The organism is Desulfofundulus sp. JL263-se, assembly GCF_056316025.1.
Map to the genome: position 1 here is coordinate 1,415,694 of NZ_CM149993.1, position 14,459 is coordinate 1,430,152.

The 14,459-nt window shown below is 43.4% G+C and carries 9 protein-coding genes; all 9 read left to right on the plus strand.

Annotation, left to right across the window (positions count from 1 at the left end; translation table 11 throughout):
• The first annotated feature begins 246 nt into the window (after positions 1-246).
• The 9 genes from ACX4JR_RS07150 (at position 247) to ACX4JR_RS07190 (ending at position 14,457) form a co-directional block, all read left to right on the plus strand.
• Positions 247-2,265 (plus strand): sigma 54-interacting transcriptional regulator, encoded by a 2,019-nt coding sequence (locus ACX4JR_RS07150; RefSeq protein WP_476060322.1) that lies wholly within the window; start codon positions 247-249, stop codon positions 2,263-2,265.
• A gap of 273 nt (positions 2,266-2,538) precedes the next feature.
• Complete coding sequence (locus ACX4JR_RS07155; RefSeq protein WP_476060496.1) at positions 2,539-3,717, plus strand: thiolase family protein; 1,179 nt, start codon at positions 2,539-2,541, stop codon at positions 3,715-3,717.
• 17 nt (positions 3,718-3,734) lie between these two features.
• Positions 3,735-4,586: a 3-hydroxybutyryl-CoA dehydrogenase gene (locus ACX4JR_RS07160; RefSeq protein WP_476060323.1), complete on the plus strand. Its 852-nt coding sequence runs from the start codon at positions 3,735-3,737 to the stop codon at positions 4,584-4,586.
• Between the two features lie 3 nt (positions 4,587-4,589).
• Positions 4,590-6,137: a long-chain-fatty-acid--CoA ligase gene (locus ACX4JR_RS07165; RefSeq protein ID WP_476060324.1), complete on the plus strand. Its 1,548-nt coding sequence runs from the start codon at positions 4,590-4,592 to the stop codon at positions 6,135-6,137.
• Positions 6,138-6,262: 125 nt separating this feature from the next.
• The gene (locus ACX4JR_RS07170; RefSeq protein WP_476060325.1) at positions 6,263-7,915 is read left to right on the plus strand and encodes an acyl-CoA synthetase; all 1,653 of its coding nucleotides are present in this window, start codon (positions 6,263-6,265) and stop codon (positions 7,913-7,915) included.
• A 61-nt stretch (positions 7,916-7,976) separates the two neighbouring features.
• On the plus strand, positions 7,977-9,599 hold the full coding sequence (locus ACX4JR_RS07175; RefSeq protein WP_476060326.1) for a long-chain fatty acid--CoA ligase: 1,623 nt from the start codon (positions 7,977-7,979) through the stop codon (positions 9,597-9,599).
• A gap of 37 nt (positions 9,600-9,636) precedes the next feature.
• Positions 9,637-10,776, plus strand: a complete 1,140-nt coding sequence (locus tag ACX4JR_RS07180) for an acyl-CoA dehydrogenase family protein (RefSeq protein WP_476060327.1) — start codon at positions 9,637-9,639, stop codon at positions 10,774-10,776.
• A gap of 92 nt (positions 10,777-10,868) precedes the next feature.
• Positions 10,869-11,828 carry an NAD(P)H-dependent flavin oxidoreductase gene (locus ACX4JR_RS07185; RefSeq protein WP_476060328.1) on the plus strand — a complete coding sequence of 320 codons (960 nt, stop codon included), beginning with the start codon at positions 10,869-10,871 and terminating at the stop codon, positions 11,826-11,828.
• A gap of 205 nt (positions 11,829-12,033) precedes the next feature.
• Positions 12,034-14,457, plus strand: a complete 2,424-nt coding sequence (locus tag ACX4JR_RS07190) for a 3-hydroxyacyl-CoA dehydrogenase/enoyl-CoA hydratase family protein (protein WP_476060329.1) — start codon at positions 12,034-12,036, stop codon at positions 14,455-14,457.
• Positions 14,458-14,459: the final 2 nt, after the last annotated feature.

A 14,459-nucleotide genomic window follows, 5' to 3' on the forward strand; every position in this document is an offset into this window, starting at 1 on the left:
GAACCTCCGCAAAAGAAATTTGCTGCAGACTGGCAGTGGGCCTTATCTAACGCGGTGCTCGAAGCACAACCCTTCTATGAACCGCAGTCTGCAAATTTGATCCGGGAAAGGTGGCTCTTCCGACAGCAGTCGAACTGCCAGGAGGTGGAATCCTTTTCCCGGAAACCTTTGGCTATATTTTTGGCTAACTTAGGCTAGCTTTCCTGCTACCTAATTTGAGTTTAACAGATAAGGAGGAGTATTTGCATGAAGATATCACAATTTATGGCCCCAAAACCCGTAACACTAAAGGAAGAGCATACTATTAAACACGCTGCTGAAGTTTTTCTAAAAAACTCCATAGATGGGGTGCCGGTAGTAGATGGAAAGGGAAAAATCAAAGGTATTTTTACCAAAACTCACTTATACCGTGCTCTCGTTAATAATTATACATTAGACACTCCGGTAAGCTTTTTTATGAAAAAGAACGTCATTACAATTAATATTAGCAATTCGGTGGATGAAGCGTGGCAAGTAGCTTTAAGAGAGCGGGTTGGCAGGTTGCCGGTTGTTGATAATGATGGTAATCTTGTTGGCATGATGACCAGAACCAATCTTGTACAGGCATTTGAAAAGGAATTATTTGAAATTATTAACCGATTAAATGCTATACTCAATTCAGCCCACAACGGCATTTATGCCATAAACAGGGATGGAATTATTATTACTTATAATAAAGCTGCGGAGCGCCTTATTGGACTTAAATCTTCTAAAGTAATTGGAAAAAAAATCATCGATTTTGAATTTGATTTTGACATATTAAAGGTTCTTAAAAGCGGTAAACCACAGTTTGGAAAGAAAATGTTTTTTAACGAAAATTTCGTAATAATAAACCGAACTCCGGTTGTATCTGGTGACATTGTCATAGGAGCGGTGGCAGTTATTCAGGATATTTCTGAATTAGAATCGGTATCCAAAGAGCTTAATGAAACCATCGAGCTTTGTGAAAACCTCGACGCAGTCATAAATTCTTCTTACGACGGCATAGCCATGATAAATCAAAACGGTGATGTTATTCATTATAATAAAGCCTATAAAAAAATGGGATTGAATAATAAAATAATAAAAAATCTCAGTTTTCAAGCAATAAAAACAAGTAGGCCAGTAACACTGGTTCATCATTCTTCGGATGGCAGGGAACTTCTCCTTACAGCCAACCCGGTTCACAGAAAAAACGCCCGAAAAAAAACCAGAGTAGTCGTTAATTGCAGAGATATTACCGAATTAAACAATTTACGGCGCGAAGTTAAAACGACCAAGAAATTATCGGAAATTTATCACCTGGAGCTGGAAACACTTCGCACAAAATATATGGGCCATACAATTGTTTGTAACAGCCAGGCCATGCGTAATATTTTGGATCTGGCTATAAGGGTTGCTAAAGTCGATTCTACTATTCTCATCTTGGGAGAATCCGGAGTAGGTAAAGATGTGGTCGCCAGGCTAATTCATAAAGCCAGCAAAAGGGCCAAAGCGCCCTTTATTAGAATCAACTGCGGAGCCATTCCGGAAAATCTGCTAGAGTCAGAATTATTTGGATATGAACCCGGTGCTTTTACCGGGGCCAACCGAGGGGGTAAACCAGGCCTTTTTGAATTGGCCCATACCGGTACGCTATTTTTGGACGAGATTGCTGAGATGCCACTGCCTTTGCAGGTCAAGTTGCTAAATGTGATTCAAGAGCGCGAGGTTACTAGGCTGGGTGGAACAAAGCCTGTTAATGTGGATATACGTTTAATTGCGGCAACCAACAAGGAACTTGATTCTATGGTAAGAAACGGTAGTTTTCGCATCGATTTATATTACCGCTTAAACGTAGTTCCCATTACCATACCTCCACTTCGTGAGCGCCGTGACGACATTCCTTCTCTGGTTATTCATTTCTTAAGGAAGTTTAATGAAAAATATCATTTAAATAAAAGTATATCTCCGGATGCTATAGACTACCTGATTAATTACAACTGGCCCGGTAATGTACGTGAACTGGAAAATTTAATTGAAAGGCTAGTGGTTATAACCACGCACGATACAATAAAAGTTACAGATTTACCAAATATATTTTTCCATAAGCTAAACTCAAGAGGATTTAATTCAGAAAAAGAGCTCATTAAGGAATTATACCAGAGAATGAAAAGTACCAGGAAAGTAGCGGAAGCGTTAGGTGTTCATCAATCAACTATAGTTAGGAAAATGAAGAAGTATAATATTAAACCCATCAGCCGTTAGCCTACATCTATGCCCTAAAGAGGGTGTTTTTTTATGCGATGCGATGCATTGTGATGCAGTTATGATGCAAATCTCTTTTTTTTAGTTTTTTTACCAGTAAAATTAAATTTGATAACTGCATAAATAAGTGGCAAACTTTTTGCTAGTTTTAATATTAAATATTTTTTAAATATTTAAATAATCTTTAACTTTAGGAAATTAGTAACATTTAATGTCAATAGTAATTATGATGCATAGCGATGCGTCCAAAAAAATACAGGGGGGTGACTTTTTATCAGGGATGTAGTCATTGTAGCGGCAGCAAGAACAGCTATAGGTGATTTCGGAGGAGTCTTCAGAAACTTAATTCCCCACCAGCTGGCCGTACCGGTAATCAAGGAGGTGATTAAAAGGGCAGGAATTCAAGGACGAGATATTGATGATGTTATTTTGGGTAATTGCATCCAAAGGTCTGACGAACCCAACGTAGGGAGAACAGCAGCCTTGGTAGCAGGACTTCCTGTTGAAGTTACCGGGATGACCATTCAGCGGCAATGTGCATCGGGCATGCAGGCGATCGTGTCCGGTTACCAGCAAATTATCACCGGCGATTCCGAGGTCGTGCTTGCCGGCGGTACAGAGTGCATGAGTTCTGTTCCCTATGCTTTAAAAGGTGCTCGCTGGGGACAGAGATTGCAGCACGGTGAAATGACTGACATCCTTTGGGAAACATTGACGGATCCCATCCATAAGATTCTTATGGGAGAAACTGCAGAAAGACTAGCGGACAAGTACGGCATATCCCGGGAAGAACAGGATGAAGTGGCCTTGCGCAGTCACCAAAACGCCGCCAGGGCATCAGAAAATGGAATCTTCGCAGAAGAAATTGTTCCGGTAGAAGTACCTATGCGTAAAGGGCAAGTTAGGGTTGTTGATAAGGATGAACATCCCCGTCCTAACGTTACAATGGAACAATTGGCCAAATTACCTCCAGTCTTTCGCAAAAACGGTACGGTAACTGCCGGCAATTCTTCGGGATTGAATGATGGTGCAGCGGCGATAATCCTTATGTCCGAAGAAAAAGCCCGGGAACTGGAAATCAAACCCCTGGCACGTATTGTTAACTTTGCCAGGGCCGGGGTAGAGCCCGATCTTATGGGGTACGGTCCCGTTCCGGCCATTCGAAAGGCATTAAAAAGGGCTAACCTGACCCTTTCCGACATAGGCTTAATTGAGCTGAACGAAGCTTTCGCCGCCCAGTACCTGACCTGCGAAAAACTGTTAGAGCTTAATAGAAAAATTACCAATGTCAACGGTAGCGGAATAGGACTGGGGCACCCGGTAGGGTGCACCGGGGTCAGAATTGTGGTTACTTTGCTCCACGAAATGAAACGCCGTAATGTTTCCAAAGGGCTGGCCGCCCTTTGTGTTGGTGGCGGGATGGGTATGGCCATGATTATTGAACTTATATAAGTGATGGTGATGAAAAAATGAAAATCAAAACAATTGGCGTAATCGGTGCGGGTATCATGGGTTCCGGTATTGCCCAGGTAGCAGCTCAAGCCGGTTATAACGTGATTATCAGGGATGTTGATCAGAAATTTGTGAACAAGGGTATGACCATAATCAAGAAGAATTTGGAAAAAGATAAAAATAAGGGCAGGCGTACCGAAAAAGAGGTTGAGTCTATTTGGTCCAACCTTTCCGGAACCGTTGATATGTCCGATTTAGCATTCTGTGATTTTGTTATCGAGGCCGCAGTGGAAAAAATGAGTATCAAAAAAGAAATCTTTAAAGAATTGGATAACATTTGCGAGCCTGAGGCTATCTTTGCCACGAACACTTCAGGACTTAGCATTACAGAGATAGCTGCTGCCACCAGCCGCCCCGACAAGGTAATCGGCATGCACTTTTTTAATCCCGTACCGGTAATGAAACTGGTCGAGCTGGTTAAGGGAACCGAAACCGATGCTGCTACTGTAGAAGCTGCAGCAGCCTTAGCGCAAAATTTCGGCAAGGAAGTCATTTACGTAGAAGAAGCTCCGCTTTTTGCCGTTAACAGAATTTTGGTGCCTATGTTAAACGAGGCCATGTTCGTATTAATGGAAGGGATTGCTTCAGCAGAGGATATAGATAAAGGTATGTGTCTGGGAGCCAATCATCCCATAGGCCCGCTTGCCTTGGTCGATCTGATTGGCCTGGATACTCTTCTGTTAGTTATGGAAACTTTATACAGAGAAACAGGGGATTCCAAATACCGCCCGTGTCCTTTGTTGAGAAAGTTGGTTCGGGCCGGTCATCTCGGAAGAAAAAGCGGTCGCGGTTTTTACAATTATAGTTAAGAAATGTACACCATTGGCAATATCTTGGAGATGTCAGCCGGGAAATATCCCCGGCGACCGGCCCTGATTTACCCGGAAAAAAAACAACACTGGACCTACCGGGAATGGGATAATAATGTAAATCGCCTGGCAAATGCCCTTTTAAAACTGGGTACTGCCAAGGGAGACAGGGTTTCTACTTTTTTGACTAACACTAGTGAATTGGTATCCGTACTCTTTGCGGCAGCCAAAACCGGGGCGGTATTTAATCCCATTAATTGTAACTTGAGTCCTGCAGAACTGGCATTTATTCTGAATGATGTTGAGGCTAAAGTGCTAGTATACGGTAAAAGTGAAAAAAAGCGGGTTGAACGGGCACGCTCTAAAATTAAAACCATTAAAAGATATTTATATGTAGATGAAGATCCTCCGGAGTTCGCAATTCCTTATTATCAATTAATTAAAAGCTTTTCAGAAACCAAACCGAATACTTGCGTATCTGAAAATGACTGGTATTCAATAATTTACACCAGCGGGACCACCGGTAAGCCCAAAGGGGTAATTCACAGACACCGGGAGATTATCGATCACAGTATGTGTATGATTGAATCGCAGAAACTTACCTGTCATGACCGGGGATTATCCGTTGCACCTCTTTACCATGCTGCGGAATTGCACTGTTTCTTTATCCCGAGAGTTCACATAGCTGCTACAAACGTAATAATAAAAAACTTCGATCCTCGAGCTATATTGCAGGCTATGAAAAAAGAAAAAATTACTGTTATGTTCGCAGATCCCTCCAGATGGAGGGTTATCGTGCAACACGTTAAAGGCCGGTGCAACCTGTCCCATTTCCGCCTTCTAGCCAGCGGTGGAGCACCGATGCCTCCGGTTATAGCAAAAAAATGTAGGGATGTCTTTAGGGCAAATATCATCCATTATTATGGAATGACTGAAATGGGGCCTGCCGTATCTGTACTGTATCCGGATGAACAAATGAAAAAAGCCGGTTCAGTAGGCAAGGCGCTTCTAAATCACGAAATCAGGGTAGTACGTATTAACGATGTTTTTCCGCCTGACCCCGAAGATGTTGTGGATCCGGGTACCAAAGGGGAAATCATTGTCCGGGGGGTAGGCATGATGCAGGGGTATTACAACCGTCCGGAAATGACCGCGGAAGCCCTATATGGGGGATGGTATCATTCCGGAGATGTCGGCAGTTTAGATAGCGAAGGGTACCTGTGGATATTTGACCGTCTTGACGACATGATAATTTCCGGGGTGGATAATATTTATCCGCGGGAGATTGAAGAAGTTTTGTTGGAACACCCGGACATTCTGGAAGCAGCGGTATTCGGTGTGGAAAACGAACAAGGGGAAACAGAAATTATGGCTCTTATTGTAAGCGATAATAAATCTCTTACTGTAAGGGAGGTTGATACTTTCCTTAGGAAAAGTGATAAACTGGCAGATTTTAAAATTCCTAAGAGGTATAAGTTTGTTAATGAGTTGCCGAAATTGACAACAGGTAAAATTCCAAAACGTCATTTGGCCAAGAAATATAACAAGTGAAGAGTACTTGAGATTATTTTAACCAGCTTCAACATAACATTTAAAAATTAAGGGGTGAACTAGCGGGTAAATAAAATATCAGTAAATTTAAAATTTATTAAATATTCTTAAAAAGGGGTTTTCAAATGACCTTTTTAGCTCCTTTAAGCGAAAAGGAAAAAGAAAGGTTCAATGTTATTAATAAAGAAAATCTTGACTTTATTCGAAGTAGATATAACAAAGTAAATCGCTGGGTTATTGCCGATATGGTACGTCGAAGCGCTTATCGATACCCTGATAAACCTGCTTTAATTTTTAAAGATAAGACTTTAACGTATATCGAACTTGAGGAAGAATGTAATCGCTTCGCTAATGCTCTCTTAGATTTAGGTATACAAAAATATGACCGGGTGGCTATATTGGCCCATAATACCATCCATCATGTTATAACCTGGCTGGGCACCGCCAAAGCGGGCGGTATCTACCTGGCTGTGAATTACCTGCTCAGAGGTAAAGATATCAGTTTCTGTATCAACCATTCAGAGAGTAAAGTTTTCATAGTAGAGGACGCCTTATATGAGCTTGTAAAGGATGTATTAAACGATATGCCCACGGTTAAAACACTTATATGGTCCAATCAGGGTAAAGGAGAGGTTGCTCCTGCCGGGTTTAGGGATCTCGATTTCTGGTACCGGGATTACCCAGCCAGTGAACCTGATGTTGAGTTAAATATTGAAGACCCGGTTCAAATGACCTATACCAGCGGAACGGAAACATTGCCTAAAGGGGTTATTCTCACCAACCAGTCACTTCTCGCTGAATATACAGGTTGCATTATTGACGGGGAATATACCCCTGATGATATTAATTTAAACGCCCTGCCGATTTTTCATTGCGCCCAGCGTGATGTTTTCCTCAATCCGTGCCTCATGCTCGGAGGTACCAATATATTGCTGCTGCAAGCTGACCCCAAGCAAATAATGGAATACATTGAAAAATATAAAGTTACCATGTTTTTTTCCCCGCCCACTGTATGGATTGGCTTGTTGCGGCACCCTGATTTTGAAAAATACGATCTCAGTTCCCTTACCAAAGGATATTACGGAGCGTCCATCATGCCGGTCGAAGTCCTGAAGGAACTACAAAGAAGGTTGCCTAATTGTCAGCGGTTTTATAACTATTACGGCCAAACAGAACTTAGCCCGTATCATACCATTCTAAAGCCCGAATTTCAAGTGTCAAAGGCAGGTTCAGCAGGTAAAGGCGGACTAAATATGGAAACCCGCATTGAAAATGATGATCACAAATCTATAACTATTTCAGGAACCCCCGGAGAAATTTGCGGGCGGGGGCCGCATACAATGCTGTTTTACTTTAAAGATGCCGAAAAAACCGAGAATACTCTTGCTCACGGTTGGTTTCATAGTGGAGATATTGGTATCTTGGATGAAGATAACTTTATATCTGTCGTTGATCGTAAAAAAGATATGGTTAAAACAGGGGGCGAAAACGTGGCAAGCCGTGAAGTAGAGGAAGTAATTTATAAAGACCCGCGGGTATCTGAAGTTGCAGTAATCGGGTTGCCGCATGAAAAATGGGTGGAAGCTGTAACTGCAGTGGTGGTTCCTAAGGCGGGCCAAACCATAAAAGAAGAAGAAATTATAAATCTCTGCAAGGAAAATTTGGCCGGGTTTAAGGTGCCCAAAGGGATTGTTTTTATTGATGAACTGCCTAAGACTCCCAGCGGAAAGATATTAAAACGGAACCTGCGGCAAAAATATAAAGATTTTTATAACTAAAAAATTATATCGGCTATTTATACAGACCTAACATTATTATTATAGAACGGGGTGAGGTAATATGATGAAGTATCCTCTTCTGATACGTACCATTCTGGAACGTTCCCGTCAATTATTTCCTAGGAAAGAAATAGTTTCCCGAGATTTTTCCAGTATTTTTCGGTACACCTACGGGGATTTTTACAAGCGCGTGTGCCGTTTAGCCAATGTCTTGGGAAAAATGGGAATTAAGCAAGGAGAAAGGGTAGCTACCCTGGCATGGAATAACCACCGCCACTTAGAACTTTACTTTGCCGTTCCCTGTATCGGTGCAGTATTGCACATGTTAAATTTGCGCCTGTTTCCTGAGCAAATACTGTATATAATAAACCACGCCGAAGATAAAGTTATCTTTATTGATGAAGATCTTGTACCAATAATTGAAGGTATCCAAGACCGAATTGAAACAGTTAAATGTTTCGTAATTATGACCGATAAAGAAAATTTGCCGGATACTTCTTTAAGCCTGGTATATTCTTATGAAGAATTGTTACGGGATGCACCCCCGATTTATAAATTCCCGGATGATCTTGATGAATGGTCTCCCGCGGCTATGTGTTATACCACTGCCACCACCGGCAATCCCAAAGGGGTAATGTATTCTCACAGGGCTTTGTACCTGCACAGCTTAATGTCGGGTATGACGGATACTCTTGCCATATCTGAAGCTGATACTGTTATGCCGGTGGTTCCGATGTTTCACGTCAATGCCTGGGGTTTACCCTATACTGCTACGTTAATGGGAGCTAAACAAGTATTGCCCGGTATGCGGCCGGATCCTAAAACCTTGTGCAGCTTAATTCAATCAGAAAAAGTAACCGTTGCGGCGGGAGTGCCTACAATTTGGATAGAGTGTTTCAAATTGCTGCAGGACGGTTCTTATGATATTAGCAATTTGGATCGTATAATTGCCGGCGGTTCAGCCATACCTAAAGCGTTCATTGAAGCTTATGAAGAAAAGCTTGGGATAAGGGTGATGAACGCTTATGGCATGACAGAAACTACCCCGCTGACCCTAGCATGCCGGCCCAAGAGCTATATGAAGGAATGGCTCAAAGAACAGCTGTATAAACAAAAGGCGAAGCAGGGTTTGTTTGTGCCGGGTATAGAAATAAAAGTGGTGGATGAAGAAGGTAACGATGTACCCAGGGATGGAAGCACTATGGGCGAGCTACTGTTAAGGGGCCCCTGGATAACCGAAGAGTATTACAAGGAGCCGGAACGAACCGCGGAAGCCCTGCGTGATGGGTGGTTTAGAACACAAGATATTGTGACTATTGATGAAGAAGGTTATGTATACATTATGGACCGTTCTAAGGACTTGATTAAAAGTGGCGGCGAGTGGATTTCATCCGTTGACTTGGAGAATACCATTATGGCCCACCCCGCAGTGGTGGAAGCTGCCGTGATAGCCATTCCCCACGAGAAGTGGCAGGAAAGACCCCTTGCCTGTGTGGTTCTCAACGAAAGCGAAAAAGGAAAAGTAACTGAAAAAGATATAATAGACTTTTTAAGGGACAGGGTAGCCAAGTGGTGGTTGCCCGAAAAAATAATTTTTTTGGATGAGGTACCAAAAACCAGTGTGGGTAAATTTTCCAAGAAAAAACTACGCGAATTGTATAAAGAAGGCAAGCTGGTTAAATAATCAATAACCTATAAGAAGGAGGATTCTTTTAACCAACATGGATTTTGAATTGACGGAAGAGCAGAAGCTCTTACAGGACACGGCATATAAGTTTGCCCGGAATGAATTTGCACCCATGGCCCGGGAATATGACAGGGAGGAAAAATACCCCCGGGAAATCTGGCAAAAGGCCTGTGAAACAGGCCTGGTGGGTGTGATGTTTCCCGAGGAATACGGTGGGGCCGGAGCGGGATTTTTGGAAAACGCCCTCATTACCGAACAACTGTCCAGGGTGGACCTGGGAATGGGGCTTGTGGTGGTGGCTGCTACTTTTGGGGCAGAAAATATATTATTATATGGTACCGAAGAGCAAAAACGCAAGTATTTGCCTCCGCTGGTCAATGGTAAGGCTATTTGTGCCGGCGCTTATACGGAACCGGATGCGGGGACTGATGTCGCCGGGACTAAAACCCGCGCTGTAAAAGACGGAAATGAATATGTCATCAATGGAAGCAAGATGTTTATCACCAACGGCACTATTTGTGACTTCATGATAGTACTATGTGTTACCAACCCCGATGAAGATAAAAGACACAGGAGACACAGCTTAATCCTGGTGGAAGCAGACCGGAACGGTATTACGCGGAATAAGATAAAAGGGAAAATGGGTATTAGGGCCAGTGATACGGCAGAAATAATTTTTGAGGACGTTCGCGTCCCTTGTGAAAATCTAATTGGAGAGGAAGGAAAAGGTTTTTATCAATTGATGCACTTCTTCGATGTAACCAGGATCATGGTTGCCGCCCAAGGTGTCGGCCTGGCCCAGGGGGCCCTGGATAAAACACTGCAATACGTACAAGAGAGAAAAACTTTTGGGAAACCTCTGGCTGCCAATCAAGGCGTACAGTTTCAACTAGCAGAAATGGCAACGCGAGTCGAGCTGGCTCGTAATATTACCTATAAAGCAGCATGGAAAGTAGATAACGGCCAATTAGATCCCGCCCTTAACGCCATGGCCAAATATTATGCCGGTGAAACTGCGGTATGGATTTGTGACAAGGCCGTACAACTACATGGTGGATATGGTTATATTGATGAGTATGACGTTCAAAGATTTTATAGGGATGCAAAAATCCTTGAAATATACGAGGGTACCAAAGAAGCAGAAAAGCTGACTATTGCTCGAAGATTGTTTTGAAAAACCTTTTACCCGGGGTAACCCCCCGGGTTTTATTCAACAGATTACGTTATAAGGTTAAGTTTTAGTTATTATTTGAGGGGGGTATTGATTTGAAAACTAGAGTTGCTGAATTATTGGGAATAGAATACCCAATTATTCTTGGCGGCCTCCAGTGGCTAGGACGTGCTGAGCTGGCTGCTGCTATTTCTGATGCCGGAGGGTTTGGGCTTATTACTGCAGGTTCTTTTAGTAATAAAGAAGAAATGTTGGCGGAAATTGATAAAGCTAGAAAGCTTACAAATAAACCCATTGGTGTAAATATTACTCTTGGAACGAGGCGTAAAATGGATGAGTTTTTTCAAGGAGCCATTGAAGCGGGGGTAAAAGCTATTTTTACCTCAGGGCGTAATCCAGAACCTTTTGTTAAAGAAGTCAAGGATGCCGGAATAAAGCTCGTACATGTAGTTCCAGGAATAAGGTACGCTCAAAAGGCAGAACAAATTGGAGCAGATGCAGTGGTTATTGTTGGTTTTGAAGCTGGTGGTCATCCGGGAATGGACGATGTAACCTTGATGTCCTTGATTCCCAAAGCTGCTCGAGTATTACAAATACCGGTTATTGCTGCCGGAGCTATTGCAGATGGACAAGGATTTTTAGCAGCTCTTGCCATGGGTGCTGAAGGTGTTCAAATAGGCACCCGCTTTGTGGCTACCAAAGAATGCATAGCCCACCAAGCTGTTAAGGAGGCTATAATAAAGGCCGCTGAGACCGATACAACACTCATACTAAAATCTATAAAAGCAGCATTTAGAGTTCTGAAGACAAAGACTGCATATAAGGTTTTAAAAATGGAGAATCGATCTGCAACGGTTGAAGAATTACTTACTTATGCCGGAGGAGATGCTTATTTAAAAGTGGTACGTGACGGTGATATTGATGCAGGTTTGATTTCTATGGGGCAAGGTGTAGGTCTTATTAATGAAGTAATAAGTGCCAGAGAAGTTGTTGAGAATATAATTTCAGAAGCCAAAAATAGATTAAATATACTCAATAAAATATTTTATATGTAAATGAACTATGCCGGTAAATGGTTATTTATTCTTTAAATAAAGAAAAGTATACACAAGTTGATTTAATTATATCTCATTATTTTTTAAAAATTTTAATTAAATCTATTGACCTGATAGATGGAATGATATATTTTAAATATATAATAATGACTGAACATTCACTCATTATTATTATTATGAACCAAAAGTAAAGGAGGATTCAAAGATGAAGCGCAGCATAGATAAGGCTGCCGTACTTGGTTCTGGGGTAATGGGCGCTGCTATCGCCGCCCACCTGGCTAATGCAGGCGTACCCACTTATCTTTTGGACATAGTACCCGGAGAACTTACCCCTGAAGAGGAAAAGAAGGGGCTGACCCTGGAGAGCCCCCAGGTACGCAACAGGCTGGCCACAGAAGCCGTAAACCGGCTTAAAAAAACAAGACCCGCGCCTCTGTATGTGCCGGAAAATGCCGAGTTAATTATTCCGGGCAACCTGGAAGACCACCTGGATTACCTTTCGGAGTGCGATTGGATTATTGAAGTAGTTGTAGAAAGGCTGGATATCAAAAAAAGTTTGTTTGAAAAAGTGGAAAAATTCCGAAAACCTGGCAGCATTATTTCTTCTAACACGTCTGGCTTATCCATCAACGCCATGTGCGAAGGGCGCTCCGAGGATTTTAAGCAGCACTTCCTGGGCACCCATTTCTTTAACCCTCCCCGCTACATGAAATTATTGGAAATAATTCCTGCCAAAGAAACGTTACCTGAAGTAGTGGACTTTATGAGTCATTTCGCTGAAAGAGTTTTAGGCAAGGGGGTAGTGATATGCAAGGATACCCCCAATTTCGTCGCCAACCGCATCGGAGTTTACGGCATGTGTGTCACTATCAAGGCTATGGTGGAGTTCGGCCTTTCCGTTGAAGAGGTTGATGCTTTGACCGGGAGAGTAATGTGCCGTCCCAAGAGTGCCTCTTTCCGCACCCTGGATATGGTAGGCCTGGATGTCCTGGTGCACGTGGCTCAAAACGTTCACGAGGCCGCAAAGGATCCCGAGGAAAAGTCTGTTTTTGAACCCCCGGCCTTTTTCCAGAAAATGCTAGAAAATAAATGGTTGGGAGATAAGACCAAACAGGGATTTTATAAAAAAGTAAAGACCGAAAAAAGCAAAGAAATACTGGTCCTTGATTACAACACCATGGAATACCGGCCCTGGCAAAAGCCCCGGTTTGCATCCCTGGAAGCGGCCCAGCAGGCCGGCAAGCCGGTAAAACAACTGCAAGCACTGATAGCCGGAAAGGATAAGGGCGCGCAATTTGCCTGGCACGTATTAAAGAAAACTCTTCTTTATGCGGCCAACTTGTTGGGTGAAATTGCAGATAACATCCAGTCCATTGACAATGCCATGAGGTGGGGTTTTAATTGGGATCTCGGCCCCTTTGAAATCTGGGACGCCCTGGGTGTTAAAGATGTGGTTGAAAGGATGCGGGCCGAGGGAGAAAAGATCCCGCCGGCGGTAGAAGACCTGCTGGCCTGCGGCCGGCAAAGCTTCTATGAAAAGCGGAACGGCACCAGGTATGTATTTGACCCGGAAAGCAAGGGCACGGTTAAAGAAAGCGTACCCGAAGGAGTTATTTACCTGGCGCCCATCAAGGAGCAGGGCAAAGTCATCAAGTCCAATGCCGGCGCCAGCCTGGTTGATATCGGGGACGGCGTACTCTGCCTGGAATTCCACAGCAAGGCCAACGCCATCGGAGACGATATCATTCATATGATTAATTATTCCGTTAAGGAAGTGGAAAAAAACTGGGAAGGCCTTGTTATCGGCAATTACGGCACTCACTTTTCGGTAGGCGCAAATCTTTTCCTGATTCTCATGGAGGCCGAGGAGGAAGAATGGGATGAAATTGAGATGATGGTGGATAAATTCCAAAAGGCCAATATGAGGCTGAAATATTGTAAAAAGCCGGTTGTTGCCGCGCCCCACGGAATGACCCTGGGCGGCGGGTGCGAAGTATGCCTGCATGCCCACCGGGTAAACGCCTGTGCAGAAACTTACATGGGGCTGGTGGAAACAGCTGTGGGCCTCATTCCCGCCGGCGGCGGAACAAAGGAAATGGCCTTCAGGGCTGCGGAAATGGAAATTCCTTCTGGTCAAATAAAAACCGGCGGTACCAATACCATACAACCGGTGGTTAACCGGGTCTTTGAAAATATAGCCATGGCTAGGGTGTCCACCAGCGGTCCCGAAGCTGTTAAGTTGGGATACCTGCGTCCTACCGACCGGATTACTACCAACCGCGACCGGGTAGTAGGTGATGCCAAAAGATTCGTCCTGGAACTGACTGCCAGTGGTTTCAGACCGCCACGTCCTAAAACCGTAAAGGCCCCGGGCACCGCAGGCTATGCAGCCGTTGAGCTGGGAATTCAAACAATGTTGTGGGGCAATCAGATAACTGAACATGACGCTTTGATTGCCAAAAAGCTGGCTTATGTAATAACCGGCGGAGGGGTTACGCCTGGGACCCCATTAACAGAACAGGACTACCTTGACCTGGAACGTGAAGCATTTTTAAGCCTTTTGGGAGAACCCAAAACTATCGAGAGGATCAAGCACATGTTAAAAACCAACAAGCCGATCAGAAATTAAGG